Here is a 26,141-nt window from a genome sequence, read left to right on the forward strand (position 1 = left end):
CTCCAATCGTCATGTCTCGCGCTGAATGCTTCATCAACTACGAACGCTCGGCACTTTGCGCAAGGATATCTTGCCGGTCAGCGGACCTGCCCACTGGTTCGATTGAACGATTTCCCCCGAGCCGGGAACCACCCAGTAATAATTGTAAAATTCGCCAAACGGGCCCCGGCAGTATTCGGTCATAAGCCGTGTTTGTATGGGCGTGGTGCCCACGGTGACGTCTTCCAAACCGCCGGGATAGATATCGCATTTGAACGCACGGGTGACGGCGTGATCGTTGCCATCGATGAAAGTCATCAACCGCGTGGCGACGCCGCTGCCGCGCGCCGAGACCAGACGTTCGACCGGCGTCACCTCGGCGGCCATCAGATCATTGCCCAAGCCACGGGTGCCCACCAAGATACCCTTGCGCAGCATGAATTGTGTGCCATCGGCGGCAATCATCGTTTCGACCCCGCTTTGGGCGGAGCGGGTTTGCCGCAAGGCTACGGCCAAAGCGTCGGGCGTATCGTCGCGCACCACGGCGACGCCGGGGGCGTCGGCCTCGTAAGCGGCAAGGAAATTGGCATTGGCCGTCACCTCAGGCTGGCCGACAAAGGGCACTGCGCCATTGATAAGGCGTTGCGTCTGGGGATCAGAGGAACAGCCCGCCAGCAGCACTGCGGCAGCCCCAACAAGACAGAATACCGAAAGCCGTGTCATCGCCAGAACTTGCCCCATTGATGTTCTAGGTCGCTGGCATTGCTGCTGCGGACCTCTTGATAAAGACGGTTCGCGACAGAGAGCCGCGCGCCGCCGTCGCGTTGGATCGGACGGATCGTCTGGCCAAACCCCGTACGGTTCGGCTCGCCGGTGATCCAATCCAGCGGAATCGAGAACATCAGCCCTTTGTCAAACGACCCTTCGCCGAATTCTGCGAACGAGACATCCGTCAAGGTCATGAAAGCGCCGATCTTGAAACCGTTGTCGAATTCGCGCGTCAGCGTCAGGGTGCCCCCCCAATCGCCCGCCAAATAACGCCCCACATCAAGTTGGCCGCGGTAGCTGTTGCCGAAATCGTAATAGGCCGAGGCGTGCCCCGTGGCGATGTTGTAATCGGTCAGCCCCATCCGCGAATAGGGATCGCGTTGCGAGACATAGTTCAGTTCCGCCCCCAGCGCGAGCCGACTGCCTTGTGGATACCAAAGCACCTCGCTCGAAATGCCCGCGAACATCGGTTCGAAATAGCCCGCCGAAACCCGGCCATAAAGGTCATTGCCCGGACGGAACAGGTAATCTGCGGTCAGCCGCGCTACCTGCGGGCCTTGCAATTTGTCATAAAGCGGCGCGTCGGAACGCACATGTGGCAAAACCGAATTCGAGATGCGGGTGGATTGATCCAGCGTGCCCACGACTTTTTGCCGGATCACCGCATGGATCGAGAAGCCCGGCGCAATGTGGTAGCCCGCGCTGGCCGCCAACCCCAGATCCATCCGCACGGGGCTATCGGGGTCGAACAGCGACGTCCGGAAATAGGGCAGAAGATCCCATTGAAGCCTCGGATAGGCATGAGCGTCAGGGCGCAGCCGCTCTGTCGCATCCGCAATATCGGCGCGCACAAAGCTTTGCCACGCGCCATCCCAAGCATGTTCAAGTTCATGCAGGTCGGTGCGGCGGATGGTGGTGCGCGACACCGGCATGCCTTGTTTTGCCAAGGTGATTTCGAAGCTGTCCAGATCGGCCGGCAGGGTGTTGGCCATCACCCGCGCCGCCCGCCCCAAGGCTTCGGCATCGGCGCGATAACGGGTGTTTTGCATCACGATTTGCGCGGTTGTCCCGCTTTGCGCATAGCTTTCGAGCACCAGCCCGTTCTGGTTCAGTTCCGCCGACAATCTGTTGCGGCTTGCGTCGATATCCTCGACCGCCCAGCCGAGCGCGGCGATCTCGGCGCGCGGCGTCAAAACAGGGGTGTCGCGTTCCACCCCGCCCGGGGCGCGCGGCGCGCGCGGATCGATCGTATAGGTAAAGCCAAGACCCGCCTGTGCCCCGCCCACCACAAAGGCGTTCAAGGTCAGGTTGTCGCGCATCTTGTAGTTTAGCCCGAAATTCAGGGGCGAGCGATGTTCGAACCCCATTCGCTGGGCTTCGGTGCGGTAGGCGTCCGAGGAATATTCCATCACCAGCCGCAGCCGGTCGTTGTATTGGTATTCCAACCCGCCGAAAAAGGCCGCATCGCCACGGAAGAAGCGATCGAATGAGACGCGGCCGGTTTCAAGGATGTTGCCGGTGAAGACGGGTCGCCGCTTGAACGATTCTGAAAGCGCACCCAACGGGTTGCTGAACCCGCCGAACGAGGCCAAACGGCCCCAGCCAAGCCCGCCGGTGACCGTCAGCTTGTCGCCCAGGAAATGCTTTGAGGCGACGATATACTCGGCCCCGAAGATCCCGGTGCCACCAAAGTCGCGCAGACCAAACGCAAAGGCCGGCAAGCGCCGCGTTTCATCGCTGATCTGGTAGTGAAGGTCGAAGCTGCGGTCATAAAGGTTCGAATACGCCCCACTGAAAAAATCCTTCAGGATCGAGTAGCGAAACACCCCGGACAGGCGTGGGCTGATCTGGAAATGCAGCGTGTTGCGCGTATGCCCGTTCAGGAAGGAAGAGGTCCAGTTCAGGGTCCCGTCCTTGGTCGTGGTCGCACTTGGCATGTCGATCAAACCGGGCGTGCCATAGCTGGAAACGCCATCTGCACGCACCGGCGCGGCGGTGCTCAGTGCCGTGCACAGCAGGGCAGAAAAAAGCAAGCGGGAGGAGTGATCTCGGAAAGCCATGAAAGACTGAAAAATCCTGTTGTGATGACGTCTGCGCCTGTTGTGCTCTCAGCGCCTGTTGTTCTCATTTTGCGATTTCGTGCGTTTTCGGGGCGCACCGACCCGTCAAGGCCCATTCGACTCTATTTCGAATAGATTCCACCTAAAATCGCAACCTTTTCATTGTCGCCTGCCCAGAAATGCACCACAACCGATGCGGGAAGGCCGCACCTGCTTTCGGCGCTGCACGGTTGTCGTGCGCCAGGGATCCCGAAGCGGTGAAAGAATGCGCAACCCGATGTAAGGTTGTGCATTTTGTCGATATTGGTTTTCGATATTGAATTGGTTTCTTCTCTGAAAAACCTATGGTTGTCTTCGGGCACCATCGTTACTTTACCGGTTTAAGACGTTTGTGGGAGTTATCGTGCAAAAAGCTAGCCAACCCGCTGAAGAGGACATCATTGATCTTCGCCAGATCGTCGCCGTCTTGCGTGCGGACTGGAAGGTGATTGTCGGCGCCGTTTTCGGGGCGGTCATCATCGCTTTGATTTATGCCTTGTTTTTGGCGACGCCGATTTACACGGCGACGTCTGTTGTTGTCCTGGATACCCGCAAGCCCAAGGTCGTTGATCTTGAGGGGATGATGGGGGATTTCACCGGTGAGTCTGCGGAGTTGAACACCGAAGTTGGGGTGTTGCGGTCGCGTGGGCTGGCGGAAAAGGCCGTTGATGCGCTGAACCTGATGGAGGACCCGGAATTCAATCCGACCTTGCTGCCTCCCTCGTTCACCCAGCGCGTGTTTTCGGCGTTGCTGCCCGCCGGAGAGGACATGGAGCCCGACCCGCGCCGCATTCATGCCGCGGTCGTGTCGAACCTTCTGTCGAGCATTTCGGTCGCCAATGTTTCATCGAGCTATATCTTTGAAATTTCAGTGCAATCGGAAGACCCAGAGAAAGCGGCCCTGATCGCGGACAAGATGGCCGATCTGTATATTCTCAGCCAGATCGAGACCAAGTTCGAAGCCACGGAACAGGCGACCGAATGGCTGGCGAACCGTGTTGTCGAACTCAAGAGCGAGTTGGAGGCCGCCGAAGAAAAAGTAAAAGCTTTCAACGCGCAAACCACACTTATTTCGCCTGAATCCCTGACCGCGATGGAAGTGGGTCTTAAGGATTTGCGCGAGCGGCGCGAACAACTCGCCGCGGAATTGACCGCCGCTCGGGCGCGTTATGCCCGGTTGCAAGATGCGCAGAGCCCGCAAGAAAAACGCATGGCGGCGCAAGATCCGCAGCTTTCACAGATTCCGCAGACCGATCCAGACAGGTTCGCACAGCGGTATGCGCAGATCATCGCCAATGCAAATCTGGAACTTGCCCGTCTTGAAGATCAGCAGGCTGCGCTGGATGCATCGATTGAAAACATGACCGCGCAGATTGCGAGCCAAGGCGAAGACATGATCACCTTGCAGCAATTGACCCGCGAGGCAGAGGCCAGCCGTGCCCTTTATGAATATTTCTTGGCGCGGCTCAAGGAAACCTCGGCGCAGCAGGGCATTCAACAGGCTGACAGCCGGATCTTGTCGTCTGCGGTGATCCCCGGCGCGCCCACGGCGCCGCGCAAAGGCCTGATCCTCGTGGTTGCCTTGATTTTGGGTCTGTTTGCCGGGGGCGGTTTCGTGCTGGTGCGCGATGCGCTCAACAATGGCATGCGCACCGCCCGGCAATTGGAAGAAGAAACCGGGATCAGCGTGATGGGGCAAATTCCGTCGATCCCAGCGGCGCGGCGCCAAGAGGTTTTGGGATATATGGCCTCGAAGCCGACTTCGATGGTGATGGAGGCGTTTCGCAACCTGCGCACCTCTGTCTTGCTGTCCAATGTCGACGCGCCGCCGCAGGTGATTGTGATTACCTCTTCGGTGCCCGACGAGGGCAAGACCACCAATGCCTTGGGGCTGGCGATCAATCTGGTTGGCACGGGCAAATCGGTTCTTCTGGTTGAAGGGGATATCCGGCGCAACATGCTGGGCCAGTATTTCCCCGAAGCGGCCGAGAATAAAAAAGGTCTGGTTTCGGTGCTGTCGGGGCGGGCCACGCTGGATGAGGTGCTGGTGCAAGATCCCCAACTGGGGGTGACGAAGATCATCGGGGAAACCTGCCCGGTCAATGCGGCCGATCTGTTCCTGTCCGAAGCCTATCGGCACCTGATGGAAGAGATCCGTCAGCGTTTCGATTACATCATCATCGACACGCCGCCGGTTCTGGTGGTGCCCGATGCGCGGATCATTGCGCAACAGGCCGATGCTGTGCTGTTCACGGTGCGCTGGAACGACACCAGCCGCAGCCAAGTGCAGGACGCCTTGCAGATGTTTGAAACGGTGAACCAGAAGGTGAGCGGCCTGATCCTAAGCCAAGTCGATATGCAAAAGGCGCAGCGCTACGGCTATGGCGGCAAATATGGCGCCTATGCCATGCGCTATTACACCAACTGATTTTCGAACGGGATTTCGGCGGCCCGTGTGCCTGTGGCGCGCGGGCCGCCGCGCCACAGGAAACGGTTTGCAGTTAGGCAAAACCGCGCGCAATGCCGCCTTTCTTGGCAGGCCGGGCACGGGCGCGCCGCAGACGGCGGGGCAGGGCGGTGCGTCATTGAAGTTTTGCCCCCACAAGATAAGCTGCCCAAACCTTTCGATGCAGGAGAGCGCCGATGATTGTTAGCCGCACCCATGGCTTTGTATTCATGCATAACCCCAAGGTTGCGGGAAGTTCGGTGCGGGCCGTATTGGACAAGTGGCGTGATCCTGACGTCGATCTCTTTGCAACAGATCCCAACCCGACCGCACCGCTGCATCGTGTGGACCGAGCTCATATCGGCATTGCGGAATTCGCCGCCAATTACCCAGATCTTTGGGCGCAGACCCGCGATTTTCCCTTTTATGTGCTCTATCGTGATCCGTTCTCGCGTTTCTTGTCCTCGGTCAATGAATATTGCCGGGTCTATGGCGAAACAGATATCCGTTTCGCCGCCCAAGCCGAACGCCGTAACGTCTTTTTCGGGCTGATCGACCGTTTGCGCGCATTGGGGACGGCAGAAGGGGTGATGGATATCCTGGAGTTGACGCATTTTCGCCCGCAATGGATCTATCTCACGCCGCCCGAGGGGGCGGATATCCGGCTGCGCGCCTTCGGGCTGAAGGAGATACCGCGCTTTGCTACGGAACTTTCCGGCTGCATCGGAGAAACGGTCGATTTCGGGCGCGAGAACGGATCGGAGCAATTCGACCTTCCGCTGCCGATGCGGCGCATTCTGGCCAACAATTCGGTCAAGAAACAGCTGCGCAAGCTGCCGGGCGCCATGTGGGCGATGCAGCAATTGCGCCAGCGCAGCGCCGGCACGCCGCAATCGGGCGCGCGGCTTTCGGTGCAGGAACGCTATGGTCTTACCGAGGCCGAGCACCAAGAGGTCGAAACCTTCGTGCAGGGGTTCTATGCGCGCGATCTCGGGGTCATCTCGGGCCTGGCGCAGGCCGCGCATCCGGTCGAGGCCTGATATGGACGCCGCCGCCCCCGTGCTGCCGTCGCGCGCGCCCAGCTTTCCGCTACGCCATCGTCTGTTGCGGCTGATCTGGATGATCGTCTGGGCGCTCGGCGCAAGCTGGACGCCCAAGAAACTGGTCCGCTGGCGGCGCTTTTTGCTGCGCCTGTTCGGGGCAAGCATGGCCGATCGCACGGATGTGCGCGGGTCGGCGCGGGTGTGGTATCCGCCATGGCTGCGCATGGAACGCGCGACGGTCCTTGCCGAAGGCGTGATCTGCTACAACATGGCCCCGATCACCATCCGCGAAAACACCATCATCTCGCAGCGCGCCTTCTTGTGCGCGGGCACGCATGATTACACCAGGGGCAGCCATCCGCTGGTCACCCGCCCAATCGAGATTGGGCCGCATGCTTGGGTCTGTGCCGAGGCTTTTGTGGGCCCCGGTGCGGTGGTCTCGGAAGGCTGCGTCGTGGGTGCGCGTGCAGTGGTGAATGGGCGGCTTGCGCCTTGGGGAGTGTATGCAGGCAACCCCGCGGTCCGGATCAAGGAAAGGCAATTCGATGCCGGTTCATAATCCGCATCGGGGGTTGGACCCGCTTGTGACAGAAATCCAGCGCCGCAATGACCCGCGTCTGGGCATCGCCTTCGCATGGCGGTTTGCAGACCTTTTGCCGTCGAAACTGGGCCCGCTGCGGCGTATTGGCGAATATGTTGAATTGGCGTTCAGGATCTGGGGGCAGCGGCAGCGTCAGACGATTTTGGTGCGCGAATTTAGCACCTATTTCTTTTTCCTGACCTTGGTGCTTGTGTTTCCCCTGCGCCGTAAATGCTTGCTGTTGATCGCGCATAATGTGCAATCAGCAGAGCGAAAGCCCATCGAAAAGCAGCTGTTGAAGGTAGTTTCGCGATTGGGGCTGCGCTTTGCCTGCCTTGAAAGCGACGCCGGGGTGCAGCAGGTTTTGGGTCTGCATGATGCGGTCGTTTTCCCGCATCCTGTTGTGTCCGTGTCAAACCAAAGCGCGGCGTCGATAGCCGCGAGGCCACACAGAACCGTGGTCGGGGTGGCCGGTGATCCGCGCCCCGAAAAAGGCTTGGATCGGGTCATTCCCTATTTAGATGAGGCGCTGCGCGACCGCGAAGATATCGCGTTCCGGGTCGGCACAAACCGGGTTGTCGAGGCGCAGAGCAGATGGCCCAAAGCCCAGATTTGCGATACCACCGCGCAATCGGATTACATCGCGTTCCTTGAAGATCTGGATATTCTTGTGCTGCCCTATCCAGAGCAGACCTACCGGTTCCGGGTCAGCGGGGTGATCGCCGAGGCGACAGGATGCGGCACCGCAACGATCTGCACCGATCTGCCCTGTCTGCGCCAGCAGGTTCTGGCGCCCGCCGTGGGCGGCACGGTTCTTGCCCCTGACGCTTTCACGACGCCGGAACTGCTTGCGGCGATTGAGGCGCTTAGCGCGCAGCGCGAGAGGCTACGGGAGGCGCTTTGCGAAAACGCAAAGTTTCGGCAACCGCAAGCCGTGGTGGATACTATTTTGGGGCAGCTTGCCCGTTAGGTCTTGGGCGCGACCGAAGTTTGCTCGAACACGCCGCGCCGCTGCAAAAGCGCATAGGGCCTAAGGCCTTCGGCCTGCGCCTGCTGTTGCAGTTCCAGAAGCTTGGCCTCGACCAGCGTGCGATACCAGAAGCCTTGCAGGAAGTGAAAAAAGAACCCCTCTTTCCCATCCAGAAAACCGCGCCCGATCACGTAGCGATAAAAGAAATAGAGGCTTGAGCGCAGGGTGATGGGCAAGCGGGTATAGACTTTTTCCTTGAGCCAGCGCTTGCGCGCGGCCTGACCGGACATCGCCTCCATACCGCGGTCCTTGCCAGCGTGGCGGCGCTCAAGGATTTCGACCATGTCATAGACTTCGCGGGTGGCATAGCCGTTGTGCTTGCCGATCCACCAGCTCAGGTCATTGAGATTGTGATCGACCAGATCGCCGGTCAGGGTTTCGCTGACGGGGGCATCAAGCACGATATGTTCATCCATCCAGCGGCTTTCGATCCGCCCTTGCCCGGTGCGCCAGACCCGCAGCATCAGCGCGGGGTAAAAGAACCCATGCAGGATGGGGCGTCCCAAAAAGACGATTTTGCGCCGCAGATAAAGGGCGTTGATTTCGGGGCGCGGTGCGGCCAGCCAAGCGGTGAGCGACGCGCGCAATTGCGCATCCAGATATTCGTCGGCATCGATGCGCATCGTCCAGTCGCTGTCGATCCCGAAGCTGTCCAGCCCGTGCTGGAATTGGGTCGCATAGTTTTTCCAAGGGTTTTGCAAAACCTCGGCGCCCAGGCTGCGGGCAATCTCCACCGTGCGGTCGGTCGAATGGCTGTCGACGATGCAAATCCGCTCGGCCACCCCCTCAAGCGAGCGGATGCAGCGTTCGATATGCATTTCCTCGTTGAAGGTGAGGATCAGGGCGGTCAGGCTCTGGGGCATCGGCAGGCTCCGGTCAAAGGTAATAGGGCTTGGGCCGCGGGGTCGCGCCACCGCGCAGGTGATCAAGAATACCCATCAGATAGGCGGCCCCCACATCGGCGGTCAGATGCGTTTGGGCATAGCTTTGGCGGGTGGCGCGGGCGCCGGGCGCAAGCGCGCCACGGGCGGCGGCTGTTTCCAGCGCGGTAAGGTAGGCTTTCGGATCATCGCTGTCGATACGCTGTGCGATCTGTGCGCCATCGGCCAGCACCGACGCCCCGACACGACCGTTGATCACTGCGAACGTGCCAGCGAAAAGCGCCTCGGACACCACCACCGCCCAGCCGTCATCCGTGGTCAGCGAGGGCACAACCAATGCATCCAGCCCGGCCATCCATGTGGGCACCTGTGCCATGGGAATGACCCCGGCATAGGTGACATTTGGATGATGCGCGGCAGCGGCCTGCGCCGCCTCGGCCATCGCGCCCGACCCGATAATCGAAAAATCGTGCCGACCTTGGGCCGCTTCGATCAATCGCAAGAACACGCCAAACCCCTTGCTTTCGATCAAGCGGCCACTGTAGCCGATACGCAGGCGCCCCCCGTCGTGGCGTGGCGCGGGCGGGGCGGCGATGGCGGGTGGATCGATGAAATAGGCAAAGGGAAAAACCCGCGCGCCATAGCCGGTCAAGCGAAACCACATCGGCCCATGCCGCCCGATCGCGGCGACAAAGCTGGCATGTTTGCGGTGGCGCTGCTCTCGCGTCCAAGAATGCAGCAGGCGCATCTTCCCCTTCCAGCCGGTCAGCACCCGCGGCTCGCTCATCACGCCGAACATGCGTTTATGCTGCGCGGCTTGCTTGATGCCTTCGATGATACACGGCACCCAATGCATTCCAGAAAACACATGCACGGAATCGGTGGCAGAGCGCGCGATCATCTGCGCCACATCCTCTTGCGAGGGTGTGACGACCAACTCGCAATCGGGCATCCAATCCCCGGGCACGCCTTGCGATACGCGGGTCTCACTCAACGGGTTTTGCGCAATAAATACCGTGCGCGCCGCGTAGCCGTGCCTTGCAAAGGCATTGGCAAGGGGAATCGTATGGGGGTTGAGTTCCGGTTGCCAAAAATAGATCTCGCTGATCATCTTGTCCCAATTCGCATTGCGCAGGTTTTCCCGCTCCATCCTCTAGCCGTCCGCACCATAAAGGTAACGCTCGGCCCGCTCGATTCCGCCGGGATCAAAGCGCGGTTTGATCAATTTCGCCGGAACGCCCCCGACAACGGAATAGCGTGGCACATCGTGGCAGACCACGGCGCCCGCGCCGATCACGCTGCCGCGCCCGATGCGCACCCCCTCCAGCATCATGACACCACGTCCGATCCAGACATCGGATTCAATGACCGTGACGGGCCGGGGGGACGTTCGGAAGGCGATACGCGCCGGGGTCTCGGGCGATGCTATCTCGTGGTCATTGCCAATGATGGCGAAATTCGCTGAGATCATGGTGAGATCGCCGACCACCACAGTGCCACTGAACCGCGCGCCGGGCCCGACATAGGCAAAGCGGCCAATGCGGGCGTTTTTGATCCCCATGTCCTTGCCCCAGTGAAATCCCTCGCCCAGCTCTTTCACGGCATGTTTCCAAGCGACATAGGGCAAAACCATCCGCCGGACCGCAGATTTGCGCGGACTTTCATAGCTTTTCCGAACGCGCGCAATCACCTCTTGGCGCACGCGCATTGGGGAAATGGGGGTGTCTTCATGGCTACGTTTGTTGTGCCGTGTCGCTTGGTTGTTCATATTGCCTTACTTCGAACAGAGGTTGCGGTGCACAAAATTGCGCTGCTACGCCTTATTCGCGACCTAAGTGCCAAACAAACGAGACCTGTTCATCACGCGGCCAGCCGCATCCTTTTTGATGCTGGGCGCTTAAACGGGAGCCATATACCCTTGTACCACACTTAAATCAGCACAGGTGTGCGGATGCGGCTCTTTCTGGCGCGCCGGGCGGGGATGGATATGTTTTGCGCAACAGTGCCCCGTAAATGAACAAATAATACAGCGAAAGTGGATTTCCAATCGCGAAAAGATAGCGGTTGAAAATCGATTCGAGCAGGCCAAAGGTCAGCAACATGGCAATCAGCATGTCATCCGAATGCCCCTTGCGTGCGCGAAGCAGGTAATACGGCATGCTGAAAAGCAGCAAAACCAATGCGACGGTTCCGGGCAGCAGACCGTTTTCGATCAAGACGGTGATGTAAGAGCTTTCCGTCGAAAAGCCGATTGTCCCAACCTCTGAACTGCGCAGGCCAGTGCCGAAAAGGGCCAGAAGGAAATCGCGATTTGCAATCAGCTCAAGACCCTGCAGCCACAGATCGGTGCGCCCCGAGCCGCCCGAAGTAAGCCCGCGTGTGCTGGATTGCAGATCGCTGACTTTAATGATGTAGCCTGCAACCTTCGCCCCCAAATCGGTGAAGACCAAGGCCAGAACGGTCGCGGTCAGGACAAGGCCGAGCAGCCGCGCCTTGCGGCGCGACAGCGGGAACAGCCGGCTTAGCCCGACCGAGGCAAAGGCCCCGATGGTGGCCACCATACCCGCGCGCGATGAGGCGGCCAGCACCAACGAAAAAGACAGCGCCGCAAACAGGAAATAGAGTTTGCGCTTCAGTCCAGTCAGATGCAGCGCGCGGACCCAAAGAATGATCGTGCCGCCGCCATAGATGAAGCCCGCAAGGTTCGGGTGCAAATCAAATGCGGTATAGCGCAACAGCCCGACGCCGGTGATGGTCTCTGCCGAAAGACCGACCATGTAATTCAGCGGGTCGGACAGGATCGAAAGCCCGACCATGACCGCAAAGCTCAGGGCCACCATTTCGAACAACTCCTGAAAGCGCACGGCGCGCGACAGGGCGATCATCGCGGTGATCGAAACGGTGAAAAGCACCGTATATTGCATCGAATAGGGCAGGTTGTTGAGCATCGACGACAGAAAAGAGATCAAGGACAGGCTTACCAAGACCCATTCATTCAGCCCAAGCGGCTTCTGTCGGATCTTCCCTTGTATCAGTGCCAGCGCCGCCGTGGCGCCCAAAAGCCCGAGCGCGGCAAGCTGAAGCTCGCGCCCAAGGCTTGCATGATTGCCAAAAAACAAAAGGCAAATGACAAGGGAGATAAGCCAGACCAGCAGTCTCTCGGTTGCGATCACCTCAGCCCCCATCCTTGCGGCGTATCCAGAAGACGCGTATCAGCACCGCGCATTCTGCAAACGCCATTGCCATTGCGGCAATCGTCGCATCTGCGGTCACCAAAGTGACAAGAATGGCCGCGATTGCGCTGGCGAGTGCCATGGGGGCAAAGCTTACCTGACGGTTCATGGCAATCAACCCTGCGGCGAGCGCATTCCACAAAGCGTTGAACACCGCCGCAAGGCTGAGCCAGAAAAACAGCACATGCGACCCGCCCAGATTACCGGCCGAGATAAAGTCCAGCAGTTGCGGACCCCAAAGTGTCAGGCCGATTGCGAAAGGCATCGTCACCGCTGCGGCGATGCCAAGGTTCAGCCGGTCAAGCCGCCGCGCGAGCGCCTTATTGCCGGTGCTAAGTGCATGGGTCAGTTCGGGCAAGGAAGGGCGCAGCACCAGCCCGGCGAATTGTAACGGGATCCGGCTCAGCGTGCGCGATGGGCCGAAGATCGCCACCACCGCCGCCCCGGCTGTGGCGCCCAGACCGCTGAGCACGCCTTGCAGCAACAGCGCCGCCGCAAAGGTCAAGCCGAGTGCGGCAAGCGAGGGTTTGAGCAAGGCGCGGAACGTGTCTTTCGTGGCCGCGCTGAAGCCGAAGCTGACCCAAGGCTGGCGGCGCCGCAATAGATTGAGAAAGATCGGAAAACTGACAAGGCGCAGGCAAAAGGTCGTCAAGGTGACCTGCAAGATATGCGCTCCAAAATGCACCAAAAGCAGCGTCGTAAACCCCTCGATCAGGATCACGATCGCGGAATAGCTCATCGCAAAGGCAAAGGCATGCGTCGCCCGATAGGCCATCGTGATGATCAGCATCAGCGCATTGATCGCGGAATAGGCCACCACCACCGCGACCGCCCCGGCGATCTGCGGGGCCGAAAAGACCCCGCCCGGATCGGTGTGCAGATAGACATAGGCGGCGAAGGCAACGCCAAGGCTCCCTGCGATCGTCAGCATGATCGAGGTGAACAGAAAAGCGCTGTGTAAGATGTTGCGCGCACGCGCAAAATCGCGCAATGCCACCGCCTGCGTCATGGCCGCACCCGCCGCGATGCCAAAGCCGAAATCGGACAACAAGATAAAGGTGGGCACTGTCATCAGCATCAGCCAGATGCCGTAACCTTCTGCGCCCCAAGCCGAGGTCAAGACCGGGATCATCAACAGTTGGATGATCGTGATCGCGCCCTTGTCAAAGATATTGGAGAGCACGCCTCTGATCATACGCCCCCTGGCGCCGCTGGCCCTCAGGTGCTGGGCGAGCCAGCGCATAGGCGCTGCGATCCGGCTCATGGCTGTGCGGCGGCGTCAAGCACGCGGCCGTGTTGCGCAAGGGCCGCCAGCACGCGCGTGCCCAAAAGCGCGGTGTCCGGCGCAAGCCCGTCTTGCACATTTTGCCGTGTGCGCGCGATGCTATGGGAGGCGACGAGCGTGATCCCCTCTGGGTTCAGCGCTTGCGCTGCGCCGATCAAGCCGCGCGCCAGTGTCTCCGGCGCGGTCAAATCCGCTTCGGCGGTCTGCGACAGCCGTCGGCCAAGGGCCGGGTCTTGCGCCATTGCCGCGCTGAGTTTGTGAAAGGCGGGCATCAGCGAACGATGGGTGATCCGGAACGCGGGGAAATCTGCGGCCGGGATCGGCGCATCCAGCGCCGACAGCGAAAATTGCACCACCTCGAACACGTTGGGCCATTGTGCCAAAATGTGCTGCCCATCCGCGCGCGTGCTGGCAATCCCCAAGGCGCGGATTTTCCCCGCCGCCTTCGCATCCAAAAGCAATTGTATCAGATCGTCGGTGATATCTTCGGGGCGCGCCTCATGCAAAGCCAAGACATCGACCCAATCGGTGCGCAGCGCGCGCAGGCTGTTTTCCAAAGAGCGTCGGATGCTGTCCGGCGCGAAATCGCCCTTGGGGCGGGCAACGGGAATATCCGCCGAAGCGGTGTTTTGCCAGCTTTGCTGCACGCGGCTGTGGCGGATCTTGTCGCGGATCGGTGCGGCCAGCGCCCGCGCGATCAGTTTGTAACCCGGCGCCGGTCGCCCCGGCAGCCCGGCCTTTGTGGTGATGGTGACCTGTGCGCGCCGCTTTGCCAGCGCCGCTCCCAAAACGCGCTCTGCCGTGCCCATGCCATACATCGGTGCAACATCGAAATGGCGGGCGCCCGCCTCAAAAGCCGCATGGATCAAGCGGTGATCATGGCGGGTCGGGCTCCCTGCGGTCAGATAGGCACAGCCCACACCGATCTTGGTGGTCTCGAACGGACAGTTAGGCAGTTGGGGCATTGGAACTTACGCCTTGTTTCTCGATCAGATGGTCTGCCAAGCGCATGCCAAGTGCGATCGCGGTGAAGGTCGGGTTGGCAAAGCCCGATGTGGGATAGACCGCCGCCCCGGCCACAAACAGGTTTTCGCTGCCGAAGACGCGGCAATCGGGATCGACCACGCCCCCCTCTGGGCTTTCGGCCATGCGCGCCCCGCCCATCTGATGGTTGGCGTCGTCGGCCGCCGCAAGCACGCTTTCAGACCGCGCGATCAGGGCAGGGTCCAGCGTGACACGGGCCAAGCCTTTTTCCTCGAGATAGGTTTTGATGTGGCGCGCGAAGGCCAGCATCGTGTCCAGATCCTCGGGGGCGATGCGCCAATCGACCAGCACTTCGGGCATGCCAAAGGCATCGCGCGTGTCCGACAGAAGAATGCGGCTGTCTTGGCGCGGCCGCTGTTCGGAGGTCAGGCGCAAAAGAATGCCGCGGTCGGCCACGTTCATCACCCGCCGGTAGCGGATATACCGCAGCGCCATCGGCACGACAAAGCGCAAACTGCCCAGCAAGCCCAGCGGATCGCCAAGCGCGCGCCAGTCCACGCGGCCCCGCAGCAGCCCCTTCACCAGGATCTTGAGGTTTGAGAGGCTTTCGGAGATCGAACTTGCATAAACGAAATGCGACGAGATTTCGACCATCTGATCGCGCTTTTGTGCCTCGGCCGTCAGCCGCAGTTTGGGGGCGTATTTGATGCCGCTGAGAACCGCATTGTCAAAAAGATCGCTAAAGCGTTTTCGGTCGGTCGGGTCGATCCGGCCCGCAAAAATGTCGACGTGATCCATGAAACAGCGCCCCAGCCAAGGGTTCTCGGCCCAAGGGGCGGGATGGCCAGCCGTGTCGGGCAGTTGCAACAGCCGCGCGATCTCGACCGTGCCATTGGCCAGCACGACCTGTCCCCCGCGCAGAACTGCCCGGCGCCCCTCGGGCAGGGCGAGGCTGACCCCGGTGACGCGTGCGCCGTCCATTTCAAGGCCGTTCACCTGCGCCTCGATCAGGACATCAAGACCGGGCAGCGCTTTCAGATCCTCGGCGAAGGCCACGGCGAAATTGGTCTCGCGCGCCCAGCGGGTGAAAAAGGGCTGGATCGTGTCGGTCGCCTCCAGCGGCGGCATCTTCAGCGCCGCGCGCACCTCCGCATCGCTGCGCATCACATCGCCCATGCCAATGATGTCGAAGGCTTCGTCGTAATGGCGCGCTACGTCGTTATGGCGAAGCGGCCAGCCCGCCGGGCTGACCCAGGGGCGATCCTCGAAGACGATGGGTTCGAAGGGCACAAGTTGCCCGCCCCAGAAGGCGGTCGAGCCGCCCAAATTGCGAAACCGCCCCAGATGCAGCCCGGGCAGTGCATGGCCGATGGCGCGGGCGCGTTCGAACACCGCCTGCGAGGCCTGACGCGGTTTGCCCGGACCGGCCTCAAGCAGCGCCACCCGCAGCCCGCGACGCGCCAGCTTTACCGCCAGCGGGATGCCCACGGCGCCAGCGCCAACCACAATCACGTCAGGACGCGGGGCCGTGTCAAAGTCGTATGTTGCAGCTTGACAGATCATGCTTTGGCTCCGGTTTGTTGCAGCCAGTCGTCATAGGTTTGGGCGATCCCCGCGCGCAGCGGGCGCGCCCGGTTCCAGCCCATCGCGTTCAACCGGCTAGAATCCATCAGCTTGCGCGGGGTGCCGTCGGGCTTGGTGCTGTCAAAGGTCAACTCAGCCGCATAGCCCACCACATCGGCGATGGTCTCGGCCAGTTCGCGGATCGTCACCTCGACGCCCGAGCCGACATTGACATGCTCGTAGCCGGAATAATTTTTGAGCAAAAAGACGAGCGCATCGGCCAGATCATCGCAATGCAGAAATTCCCGCAAAGGGGTGCCCGAGCCCCAAAGCACCACTTCGGGCGCGCCGCTGACCTTGGCCTCATGAAACTTGCGCAAAAGCGCGGGCAGGACGTGGCTGGAATTCAGGTCGTAATTGTCGCCCGGCCCATAAAGATTGGTTGGCATGGCGGAAATCCAGTCGCGCCCATATTGCGTGCGGTAAGCTTGGGTCAGTTTGATCCCCGCGATCTTGGCGATCGCATACCATTCGTTGGTCGGCTCAAGCGGCCCGGTCAACAGCGCATCTTCCGGAATCGGCTGCGGCGCGAATTTCGGATAGATGCAGGACGAGCCAAGAAACAGCACCCTTTCGACATCGGCTTCATGGGCAGCTTGCAGGATATTCGCCTCGATCATCAGGTTTTGATACAGGAAATCGACCGGAAAATCATTATTGGCTTTGATCCCGCCCACCTTGGCCGCCGCCAGAATGATCGCATCCGGGCGCGTTTGCGTCAGCCATGTTTTCACCGCTGCCTGATCCACCAGATCGACCACATCGCGCCCGGCTGTGATGATCTCACACTCCTCTGCCGCAAGACGGCGCACCACCGCGCCGCCCACCATGCCACGATGCCCGGCGACCCAGATGCGTTTGCGACGAAGATCAAATGTCATTCTTTGTTCCCTCTTGTGGCAGCGGAGCCATCTAGACGCTGTTGCGGGCATGTTCTCTGTCCAACCGCATGACCTGATTGCATGCGCTGATCGGTTTTCTGCCTTAGCCGTTCTCCACGCTGACGGGGATTTGCAGCCCATGCTCCTTGAGCAGGCGCAGGCGGCGTGCAGCTTTCAGATCTTCGACCACCATTTCGGCGCACATTTCTTGCGCGGTGATCTCGGGCACCCAGCCTAGTTTCTGCTTTGCCTTGGCCGGATCACCCAAAAGCGTGTCCACCTCGGCGGGGCGGAAATAGCGCGGGTCGATCCGCATCACCACATCGCCCACCTTCAGCGCGGGCGCCTTGTCGCCCGCAATCGCGGTGACGGTGGCGATTTCCTCGACCCCTTCGCCGCTGAATTCGAGCGTCAGCCCCAGTTCCGCCGCCGTCCAAGTGATGAATTCGCGCACCGAATATTGCAGCCCGGTGGCGATCACGAAATCCTCGGGCGCGTCTTGTTGCAGCATCATCCACTGCATGCGCACGTAATCTTTCGCATGCCCCCAATCGCGCAAGCTGTCGATATTGCCCATGTAAAGGCACGGCTCCAGCCCTTGGGCGATGTTGCACAGCCCGCGCGTGATTTTGCGTGTCACGAAGGTCTCGCCCCGGCGCGGGCTTTCATGATTGAACAGCACCCCGTTGCAAGCATACATGCCATAGCTTTCGCGGTAATTGACCGTGATCCAATAGGCGTAAAGCTTGGCCACCGCATAGGGGCTGCGCGGGTAAAACGGCGTCGTCTCGCGCTGCGGGATTTCTTGCACCAGACCGTAAAGCTCTGAGGTGGAGGCCTGATAGAAGCGGGTCTTTTTCTCCAGCCCCAAAAAGCGGATCGCCTCAAGCAGGCGCAGCGTGCCAATGCCATCGACATCGGCGGTATATTCCGGCGCTTCGAAGCTGACGGCGACATGGCTTTGCGCGCCGAGGTTATAAACCTCGTCGGGCTCGACCTCGCGCAGGATGCGGGTCAGGTTCGAGGTGTCGGTCAAATCCCCATAATGCAGCTTCAGGCGGGCGTTATCGACATGGGGATCTTCATAGATGTGATCGACGCGGGCGGTGTTAAACAGCGAGGCGCGGCGCTTGATGCCATGCACCTCATAGCCCTTTTCCAGAAGAAATTCCGCCAGATAGGAGCCGTCTTGCCCGGTGATGCCGGTGATCAATGCCTTCTTCATCTGCCCTCTCGGTTCTCAGCCGCGCTGCGAAAGCGCATGAAATTGCTCTTGCAAGCGGCGCAAGATCGCCGCCATGTCCCACCGGTCTTCTGCGCGTTTGCGCGCCTGTGCCCCAAGGCGCGCCCGCAGTGTTGCATCGTCGAGCAGCGCCTCAAGCGCTTGCGCGGCGGCGGCGAAATCGCCCGGCGGCACCAGCAGGCCTGCGCCCTCAACCTCGGCGCCAAGCGCGGTATCGGCCTCGGCCGTGGCCAGCACCGGCCGCCCGGAGGCCAGCATATTCGTCAGTTTCGAGGGCAGCACAAGATCGGCTGCCCCGGCGATCTGCGGCAACAGGTGAACATCCGCCATCGTCACCAGATCGCCTAATTTTTCGACGGGTTGCAACGGAAAGAAGCGAATATTGGACAGCCCCTGCGCAGCCGCAACAAGCGGCGCGCGCATCGGGCCATCGCCGCAAATGACAAAAGTCAGATCATCGCGATGCGCCAGCGCGCGTGCCATTTCTGGCAAGATCTCAAGCCCCTGTTTGTTTGCCAGATTGCCAGAGTAAAGCGCGACATAAGGCGTGGTGATCCCAAATTCTTCGCGCAGCGGCGAGGGCGTCTCGCGCGGGGTGACCCGGCTTAGGTTCGCCCAGTTGCGAAACTCGTAGGTCTTTGCTTCGGGCACACCCTTTTCATGCAGTTTCGCCACCATCGGCACCGAGATCGAGCTGATCTTGTCGAACCGCCCCAACACCCAGGATTCAAAACTGCGCGCGATCCGGCCCACGCGGCTTTCGGCTTTCAAAAGGCCGGTGGCAAAGGCCGCCTCGACCTCGAAATCCTGAATATGCAGCCATGTTTTGGCACCGCTCAGTTTCGCGGCCAGCCAGCCCACCGGGGCCGAGACCATCGAGGGCGCCGCCACAAAAACAATATCTGGTCGAAACCGCACCGCCGCCGAAAGGGCGACCGGCAGCGCCGCCACGGCGAAACTGGCGTGATGCACGATCCGCTTTGCGCCGGTGGGGTTGGCGGGCACATAAAGCGGGCAATGCGTCACGCGCAGGTTGTTCGCCGGCTGTTCGCGGCGCCAGCGAAAGCCGCGCCACCCCTCGAACACCCGCCAAGCCGGGTAATAGGGCAGGGCGGTGATAACCTCGACCCGGTGCCCCTCGGCGGCAAGTTGTTCGGCCAAACCCGTGGAATAGACCGCAGTCGAGATGATTTCGGGGGCGTAATTGATGCCAAGGATCAAGACCTTCATCGCTTAATCCGCTCCGAACAAATCACGGGTGAAGACTTTGGCAGCGACATCATCAAGCTCGGGCGCATGACGGTTGGCCACAATCACGTCGGCCTCGGCCTTGAAGGCATCCAGATCGCGCAACACGCGTGAGCCAAAGAACGCGTCATCTGCCAAGGCGGGTTCATAAACGATCACCTCGATCCCCTTGGCCTTGATGCGTTTCATAATCCCCTGGATCGAGCTTTGGCGGAAATTGTCCGAGCCCGCCTTCATCACCAGCCGGAACACCCCCACCACCTTCGGGCGGCGCGCAATGATCTGATCGGCCAGAAAATCCTTGCGGGTGCGGTTCGCCTCGACAATCGCGGCAATCAGGTTTTGCGGCACCTGATCGTAATTGGCCAAAAGCTGCTTGGTATCCTTGGGCAGGCAATAGCCGCCATACCCGAAAGAGGGGTTGTTGTAATGCGTGCCGATGCGCGGATCGAGCCCGACCCCTTCGATGATCTGGCGGCTGTCCATGCCGCGTGCCAGCGCATAGCTGTCAAGCTCGTTAAAGAAGGCCACGCGCATCGCCAGATAGGTGTTGGCGAAAAGCTTGATCGCCTCGGCCTCATCGGGGTCAGTGAACAGCACCGGCACGTCTTTGCTCAGCGCGCCTTCAACCAAAAGATCGGCAAAGCGGCGCGCGCGGTCGGACCGTTCGCCCACGACGATGCGTGACGGATGAAGGTTGTCGTATAAGGCTTTGCCCTCGCGCAGAAATTCGGGACTAAAGATCACCTGATCGGTGCCCAGTTGCGCGCGCAGCGCCCGAGTATAGCCCACCGGAATGGTGGATTTGATGACGATGGTCGCCCCCGGGTTCGCCGCGATCACCTGCGCCACCACCGCTTCGACGCTGGAGGTGTCAAAGGTGTTGGTTGTCACATCGTAATTCGTGGGCGTCGCCACGATCACGAACTCCGCCCCGGCCAGGGCCGTTTCGGCCGCGGTCATGGCGGTGAGATCCAGCCCGCCAGCGCTCAGCGCGGCCTCGATCTCGGTATCTTGAATGGGGCTTTGTCCGGCATTGACCTGCGCCACCCTTGCGGCGGAGATGTCAACGGCATGGACCTTATTGTGGCGCGCCAAAAGAACGGCGATCGACAGCCCGACATAGCCCAGACCGAAGACCGCGATTTTCATCCTTTGGCCCCTTGGCCCCTTGCATAGACATCATCATAGCGGATGATGTCATCCTCGCCCAAATAGGCCCCGGTTTGCACCTCGATCAGCACCATCGGCAGTTTGCCGGGGTTTTCCATCCGGTGCACCGCACCCAGCGGGATATAGACGGATTGGTTTTCCGTCACCAATTGCACCTTGTCATCGATCGTGACTTTGGCGGTGCCTTGCACCACGATCCAATGTTCCGACCGGTGGTGGTGGCTTTGCAAGCTGAGGGCCGCGCCCGGATGCACGACGATGCGCTTGACCTGAAACCGATCCGCCAAGGCCAGCGTCTCGAACCAGCCCCAGGGGCGGTGATCTTTGGGGAATTGCACCGCCTGCGGGGCTTGGCGCGCCTTCAGCGCCTCGACCGCCTTTTTCACATCTTGCGCGCGGCTCATATCGGCAACCAGCACCGCGTCATTCATCGCCACGGCAATGATGTTTTCCAGCCCGATGCCGACCAGTTCCACCCCGTCGCTGTCCGAGCGCAGAAGACTGTCTTGGCAATCGATCGCGATGGCCGTGCCGGTGGTGACGGTGCCCGAAGCATCGGCGGCACCCGCCGCGCGCACCGCATCCCAGCCGCCCAGATCGGACCATTCGCCCGAAAACGGCACGGCAGACAGGTTGGTGGCCCGTTCCATCACCGCGTAATCCAGCGAAATATCGGGCGCTTCGGACCACGGGCCGGGGGCAAGCCGCAAAAAGCCAAGATCTGTCTGCGCCTCTGTCAGGGCCGCGCGCACCGGGGCCAGCACTTCGGGCGCATGGCGCTCAAAGGCGGCGACCATATCGGCAGCGCGGAACAAGAAGATGCCCGCATTCCAAAGGTAATGCCCGGCGGCCAGCATTTCTTCGGCGCGGGCGACATCGGGTTTTTCAACAAAGCGGCGCAGCGCCACGGGCGCCTCGTCGGGGCCGGGGGCGCTCGTAAGATCAAGGTAGCCATAGCCGGTTTCGGGGCGCGTCGGCGTGATCCCGAAGGTCACGATTTGGCCCGCTTCAACCGCTGTCAGCCCACGCAAAACGGCGGCGCGGAACGCCCCGGCATCGGGGATCGCATGATCGGAGGGCGCCACCAAAAGCACCGCTTCGGGGTCTTTGTCGAGCAGATGCAGCGCGGCGGCCAGCACTGCGGGGGCGGTATTGCGCCCCTCGGGTTCGATCAGGATCGGGCCGGGGTCGATGCCGATCTCGGCCATCTGTTCGGTGACGATAAAGCGGAAATCGGAATTGGTCAGCACCAGAGGCGCAGCAAAATCGGGCCCTGTCAGGCGTTTGGCCGAGGCTTGAAACAGCGTTTCCGCCCCCAAAAGCGGAACGAATTGCTTGGGGTAGCTTTTGCGCGACAGCGGCCACAGTCGGGTGCCAGAGCCCCCGCAAAGAATTGTCGGATAAATCACTTACGCCTCCGCCCTAAACCTTTGGCTATTTGGACCATACATGCTGCAATGCCGCAATTACTATCACGACTGTAACGATTGGTTAACTATGGACAACGCTTGATCGAGCAATTTTTGCGCGATTTCTGGGCTTTCCGCTTCGGCATAGACCCGAAATTCGGGCGCATTGCCCGAGGGGCGCAGATGCACGACCCGCCCATCGGTAAGGCTGAGGCGCAAGCCATCGGTCTGGTCTTGCGCGGTTTCTTGGCCCAAAGGCGCAAGAAAGGCGGCCCGGGCCGCCGCGTCGTCGCGCAGCCGCGCCAAAAAGGCGGCGCTCGCGGCGGTGGGAATTTCGGTCAGCCGGTCGGCCGCGGTAAAGCGCGCGGGCAGGGCGGCGACAGCGTCTGCCAAAGGCTGGCCGGCGGCGCGGGCTGCCGCCAGCGGGGCCACAATCGGCAGGGCCGCGTCGCGTGTCATCAGCGCGGGCAATGGCCCGGCGGGGCCTTGCGCGGTAAAGCCCTGCAAAAAGCCGCCATTCGCCTCGAACCCCACGACCTGCGTGCCCGGATCGGCGGCCAGTGCCGCCTCCATCGCGGCAATCACGAAGGGCGAGCCGATCTTTGTCAGATGCACTGCGGTAAAGCGCTCGATCTCTTTGACCATGGAATTGGAGGAGATCGGCGTGCAAATGACCTTGGCCCCCAGCGTCTGCGCGGTCAAAACCCCCAGCACATCGCCCGGCACCACCTTGCCCGTGGCATCGGTCAACAACGGGCGGTCGGCATCGCCATCTGTGGACAAGACCGCATCCAGCCGGTGATCGGCGCACCATTGCGTCAGTTGCGCACGCGTCTCGGGTGCGACCGCCTCGGTATCGACCGGGATGAACGTGTCAGACCGCGCAAGCCGCACCACCTCGGCCCCCAAAGCCGTCAGCAGATCGGCCAGCAGATCGCGCGCGACCGAGGAATGTTCGTAAAGCCCCAGCCGCAGGCCCGCCAAAGCCTCTGCGCCAAAGGCGGTGACATAGCGCGCGACATAATCGGCCCCGGCATCGGGGGCGCTTGAAAGCGCGCCGGGCTGCGCGGTGGGGACGACCGGTGCGGCCAGTGCGGCCAGGATCGCGGCTTCGTCGGCCTTTGAAATCTCGCCCGTCGGCAGATAGAATTTCAGCCCGTTGCGGTCAGCCGGGATATGGCTGCCGGTGACCATCACCGCTGCCGCGCCCGCGCGCATGGCCGCCAGCGCCAGCGCCGGGGTCGGCAGCGCGCCGCAATCGGTGACATCAATCCCGGCGGCGCGCGCGGCGCGCGTCACATCCTCGGCGATGCGCGGCGAAGAGGGACGCAGGTCACGCCCGACAAACAGCCCACTGCCGGTGGGGCAGGCGGCGATAAAGGCGGCGACATGGGCGCCCACAAGGTCGGGCGTAAGGTCGGTGACAAGGCCGCGCAGGCCGCTTGTGCCGAATTTCGGTGCCATGGTCCTGTTCCTGTTCCTGCTGATCTTTCCCCTGTCCTAAGTTTCCCCGCCGCAGCTGTCGAGCGTTATGCGGCGGTGGCGTGGGCAAAACGGCATGCCCTTTGGGCTAACGCGCATGGCATATAGGCAGTTTCTGACGGTTACGGCGCGTGGCTTGGCGTTTTGCGCAGCGGCGCGGGTACCATCCGTGCGGCGCGGGAGATGGTCGTTCGGCGCGCGTTGTCGCCCCCTTGTGTGACACTGTCACTTTGTCGCATTCACGCATGCGTGTATCACTATGTGAGTGGGGAAGGGGCGATCCTTCCAAGAAAAACACGATCCAAAAAATACGAGGGAAGGATTATGAAACTGTCCGCTTTGCGGGTCAGCGTCCGCGTGGCCGCGGCGTGGCTTGCTTTGGGGCCGGGCTGGGCGCAAGACGCCCCGACTGCCCCGCAAGAGATGCCCGAGGCCGCAGCGCCCGAACTGGGCGCGCAATCACACTCCGATCCGGCGACGCGCGCCGCCAATGCGGCGCAGATCACCGATCCGGTCGCCGCGCTGACCGCCGATCATTCCAAATTCGACATTTTGAAGGGACCCTTTGCCTCGGGCCCCGAGGTCACGGCCGCCTGTCTAAGCTGCCATACCGAAGCCTCCAATCAGGTGATGCATTCGGTTCACTGGACTTGGACTTATGAAAACGCGGCCACCGGGCAAACGCTGGGCAAGGCGCATGAGCTGAATGCCTTTTGCGGCAATGTGGCCTCGAATGAGGTGCGCTGCACCTCGTGCCACGTGGGCTATGGCTGGGACGATGTGCGCGAAGCCGCGCCAAGCGATCCGACCATGGTCGATTGTCTGGTGTGCCACGACAGCTCGGGCCAATATGCCAAGCAAGACAACCTTGCCGGGCATCCGCCGCTGGCGCCGGTGGCAGAGGGGGCGAAAACCATCACCGGGGCCAAGGCCACGCCGGTGGATCTGGCCAAGGCCGCGCTATCGGTGGGCCAGCCCAGCCGGGAAAACTGCGGCAATTGCCACTTTTACGGTGGCGGCGGCGATAATGTGAAACACGGCGATCTGTCGTCGGTGCTGTTTGACCCGCCGCGCGCGGTCGATGTGCATATGTCGCAAGACGGCGCGAATATGGCCTGCGAAAGCTGCCACGTCTCGGACAAGCACGTTTTGGCAGGCTCGCGCTATGAAGGTGATGTGATCGACCCGCATGGCGCGGACCGGATGCCGGGGGCAGCGCGTGACACGGCAAGCTGCACCTCGTGCCACACAGACGCGCCGCACAAAGGGCCAAACCCGCTATTGGCGATGAAGCTCAACGATCATACTGATACGCTGGCCTGCCAAAGCTGCCATATCCCGTCTTTCGCACGTGGCGGCGTGGCCACGAAAACGGCGTGGGATTGGTCCACCGCCGGGCGGATGGATGAAAATGGCAAGCCGATCAAGGAACATGGCTATATCCAAGGCAATGGGGCCGAGCTGCACACTTACCTGTCGACCAAGGGCGATTTCGAATGGGGCGAGAATGTCGTGCCGCATTACGCTTGGTCAAACGGGGTGATGCGCTACACGCTGCCGGAAACGGAAATCGACCCGACCCAAGTGGTGGAAATCAACCAGATCCAGGGCGCGCCCGGTTCCCCCGATGCCCGCATCTTTCCGTTCAAGCGGATGGAAGGGCGGCAAGCCTATGACACCGACCGCAATGTGCTGTTGTTCAACCACGTCTATGGCCCGGGCGATGGCACCGCGCTTTGGGCGTATTTCGATTGGGAAAAATCGCTCAAGGCCGGGATGGAGTATGTCGGGCTTGAATATGCGGGCAATTATGACTTCGTGAATACCTATATGTATTGGCCGATTGCCCACCAAGTCGCGCCAAAGGAAGACGCGCTCGATTGTGCGGCCTGCCATGCACAAGATGGCCGGATGGCCAATATCGCCGGGGTCTATGTGCCGGGCGGTCTGAATATCGGTGGCAAGCTGGGCCTAGTCTTGCTTGTACTCGCCGCCTTGGGCGTGGCCGGTCACGGCGTGCTGCGTCTGTTTGGCCGCAAATCTGGGGGGCATCACCATGGTTGAGCGCTGCGTAAAAGTTTACAGCCGGTTCAACCGGCTCTGGCATTGGTCTCAAGCGGGCTCGATCATGCTGCTGTTCTTCACCGGTGCACGGATCATGGGGCTGCATGCGCTGATGCCCTTTGGTCTGGCGGTGACGGTGCATTCGTTGGTGGCGATGGCGCTTTTGGTGCTGTGGGTCTTTGCCACCTTCTGGCTGTTCACCACGCATGGCTGGAAGCAGTTCATCCCGCGGCTGACGGGCTTTTTGCAGGTGGCGCGGTTTTATGCCTATGGGGTGTTTAAGGGCGAGGCACATCCCTATTCCAAAACCTTGGAACGCCGCCACAACCCGCTGCAAGCCGGGTCCTATTTCGCGCTGAAGATGCTGCTTTTCCCGGCCATCTGGGTCACGGGGCTGGCCTATTTGTCTTATGGCTTTTGGGACAGCGCAGACGGGCAGGGGCTTTGGCTGACGATCATTGCCAATCTGCATGTGCTGGCGGGCTTTGCGATTGCCGCCTTCGTGGTCGCGCATCTTTATTTGTTGACCATCGGGCATGGGTTCAAACGCCATGTGCAGCCAATGATCACCGGATATGACCGCATCGATCTGAACCCGGAAGAAGAGGCCTATCTGGAACAAAAAGGCCTTGTCCGCGCGACACCGCTTTACAAGGACTGATGCGGGACGAAAGACATAAGAAAGCCCCC

Annotated in this window: 21 protein-coding genes; 6 read left to right on the top strand and 15 right to left on the bottom strand. The window is 61.1% G+C overall.

What is annotated here, in order from left to right; all coding sequences use genetic code 11:
- Window positions 1-33: 33 nt before the first annotated feature.
- Window positions 34-702, bottom strand: a complete 669-nt coding sequence (locus CKO11_RS11155) for a YjbF family lipoprotein (RefSeq protein WP_223638396.1) — start codon at window positions 700-702, stop codon at window positions 34-36.
- On the bottom strand, window positions 699-2,780 hold the full coding sequence (locus CKO11_RS11160; protein ID WP_223638398.1) for a YjbH domain-containing protein: 2,082 nt from the start codon (window positions 2,778-2,780) through the stop codon (window positions 699-701). Before CKO11_RS11160 ends, CKO11_RS11155 begins: the two co-directional genes overlap by 4 nt.
- A 430-nt stretch (window positions 2,781-3,210) precedes the next feature.
- Here CKO11_RS11160 and CKO11_RS17565 point away from each other — a divergent pair, with 430 nt between their 5' ends.
- The 4 genes from CKO11_RS17565 (at window position 3,211) to CKO11_RS11180 (ending at window position 7,885) form a co-directional block, all read left to right on the top strand.
- The gene (locus CKO11_RS17565) at window positions 3,211-5,274 is read left to right on the top strand and encodes a GumC family protein (protein ID WP_223638420.1); all 2,064 of its coding nucleotides are present in this window, start codon (window positions 3,211-3,213) and stop codon (window positions 5,272-5,274) included.
- Window positions 5,275-5,489: 215 nt separating this feature from the next.
- Window positions 5,490-6,332: a hypothetical protein gene (locus CKO11_RS11170; protein WP_223638423.1), complete on the top strand. Its 843-nt coding sequence runs from the start codon at window positions 5,490-5,492 to the stop codon at window positions 6,330-6,332.
- Between the two features lies 1 nt (window position 6,333).
- A complete protein-coding gene (locus CKO11_RS11175) occupies window positions 6,334-6,894 on the top strand; it encodes a hypothetical protein (RefSeq protein ID WP_223638426.1) in 561 nt (186 codons plus the stop codon).
- Window positions 6,881-7,885: a glycosyltransferase gene (locus tag CKO11_RS11180; protein WP_223638444.1), complete on the top strand. Its 1,005-nt coding sequence runs from the start codon at window positions 6,881-6,883 to the stop codon at window positions 7,883-7,885. The genes CKO11_RS11175 and CKO11_RS11180 overlap by 14 nt, the downstream gene beginning before the upstream one ends.
- On the opposite strand, the gene CKO11_RS11185 is transcribed toward CKO11_RS11180, so the two are convergent.
- The 13 genes from CKO11_RS11185 to CKO11_RS11245 form a co-directional block, all read right to left on the bottom strand.
- Window positions 7,882-8,808 carry a glycosyltransferase family 2 protein gene (locus tag CKO11_RS11185; RefSeq protein ID WP_223638449.1) on the bottom strand — a complete coding sequence of 309 codons (927 nt, stop codon included), beginning with the start codon at window positions 8,806-8,808 and terminating at the stop codon, window positions 7,882-7,884. The genes CKO11_RS11180 and CKO11_RS11185 overlap by 4 nt on opposite strands.
- A 13-nt stretch (window positions 8,809-8,821) precedes the next feature.
- Window positions 8,822-9,976 carry a glycosyltransferase gene (locus CKO11_RS11190; RefSeq protein WP_223638453.1) on the bottom strand — a complete coding sequence of 385 codons (1,155 nt, stop codon included), beginning with the start codon at window positions 9,974-9,976 and terminating at the stop codon, window positions 8,822-8,824.
- Between the two features lie 3 nt (window positions 9,977-9,979).
- A complete protein-coding gene (locus CKO11_RS11195) occupies window positions 9,980-10,426 on the bottom strand; it encodes a hypothetical protein (protein WP_223638455.1) in 447 nt (148 codons plus the stop codon).
- Window positions 10,427-10,760: 334 nt separating this feature from the next.
- A complete protein-coding gene (locus tag CKO11_RS11200; protein ID WP_223638458.1) occupies window positions 10,761-11,999 on the bottom strand; it encodes an O-antigen ligase family protein in 1,239 nt (412 codons plus the stop codon).
- Between the two features lies 1 nt (window position 12,000).
- Complete coding sequence (locus tag CKO11_RS11205; protein ID WP_223638461.1) at window positions 12,001-13,254, bottom strand: lipopolysaccharide biosynthesis protein; 1,254 nt, start codon at window positions 13,252-13,254, stop codon at window positions 12,001-12,003.
- Between the two features lie 65 nt (window positions 13,255-13,319).
- On the bottom strand, window positions 13,320-14,309 hold the full coding sequence (locus CKO11_RS11210) for an aldo/keto reductase (protein WP_223638464.1): 990 nt from the start codon (window positions 14,307-14,309) through the stop codon (window positions 13,320-13,322).
- Window positions 14,293-15,891, bottom strand: a complete 1,599-nt coding sequence (locus tag CKO11_RS11215) for an FAD-dependent oxidoreductase (RefSeq protein ID WP_223638466.1) — start codon at window positions 15,889-15,891, stop codon at window positions 14,293-14,295. The genes CKO11_RS11210 and CKO11_RS11215 overlap by 17 nt, the downstream gene beginning before the upstream one ends.
- A complete protein-coding gene (gene fcl, locus CKO11_RS11220) occupies window positions 15,888-16,832 on the bottom strand; it encodes a GDP-L-fucose synthase (protein WP_223638468.1) in 945 nt (314 codons plus the stop codon). The genes CKO11_RS11215 and fcl overlap by 4 nt, the downstream gene beginning before the upstream one ends.
- Before the next feature lie 103 nt (window positions 16,833-16,935).
- Window positions 16,936-18,057, bottom strand: coding sequence for a GDP-mannose 4,6-dehydratase (gmd, locus tag CKO11_RS11225; protein ID WP_223638470.1), 1,122 nt, complete (start codon window positions 18,055-18,057; stop codon window positions 16,936-16,938).
- Window positions 18,058-18,072: 15 nt separating this feature from the next.
- Window positions 18,073-19,305, bottom strand: a complete 1,233-nt coding sequence (locus CKO11_RS11230) for a WcaI family glycosyltransferase (RefSeq protein ID WP_223638472.1) — start codon at window positions 19,303-19,305, stop codon at window positions 18,073-18,075.
- Between the two features lie 3 nt (window positions 19,306-19,308).
- Window positions 19,309-20,475: a nucleotide sugar dehydrogenase gene (locus tag CKO11_RS11235; RefSeq protein ID WP_223638474.1), complete on the bottom strand. Its 1,167-nt coding sequence runs from the start codon at window positions 20,473-20,475 to the stop codon at window positions 19,309-19,311.
- Entirely contained in the window at window positions 20,472-21,905 is a 1,434-nt protein-coding gene (locus tag CKO11_RS11240) for a mannose-1-phosphate guanylyltransferase/mannose-6-phosphate isomerase (RefSeq protein WP_223638476.1), read from the bottom strand. The genes CKO11_RS11235 and CKO11_RS11240 overlap by 4 nt, the downstream gene beginning before the upstream one ends.
- Before the next feature lie 63 nt (window positions 21,906-21,968).
- Window positions 21,969-23,369 (bottom strand): phosphomannomutase, encoded by a 1,401-nt coding sequence (locus CKO11_RS11245; protein ID WP_223638479.1) that lies wholly within the window; start codon window positions 23,367-23,369, stop codon window positions 21,969-21,971.
- A 342-nt stretch (window positions 23,370-23,711) separates the two neighbouring features.
- Between CKO11_RS11245 and CKO11_RS11250 the strand changes: the two genes are divergently transcribed.
- Together CKO11_RS11250 and CKO11_RS11255 are read left to right on the top strand one after the other, a co-directional pair.
- Window positions 23,712-25,451, top strand: coding sequence for a tetrathionate reductase family octaheme c-type cytochrome (locus CKO11_RS11250; RefSeq protein WP_223638482.1), 1,740 nt, complete (start codon window positions 23,712-23,714; stop codon window positions 25,449-25,451).
- On the top strand, window positions 25,444-26,112 hold the full coding sequence (locus CKO11_RS11255) for a cytochrome b/b6 domain-containing protein (protein ID WP_223638486.1): 669 nt from the start codon (window positions 25,444-25,446) through the stop codon (window positions 26,110-26,112). Before CKO11_RS11250 ends, CKO11_RS11255 begins: the two co-directional genes overlap by 8 nt.
- Window positions 26,113-26,141: the final 29 nt, after the last annotated feature.

The sequence above is a fragment of the Rhodobacter sp. TJ_12 genome (genome assembly GCF_020023995.1).
Taxonomy (GTDB): Bacteria; Pseudomonadota; Alphaproteobacteria; order Rhodobacterales; family Rhodobacteraceae; genus Rhodobacter.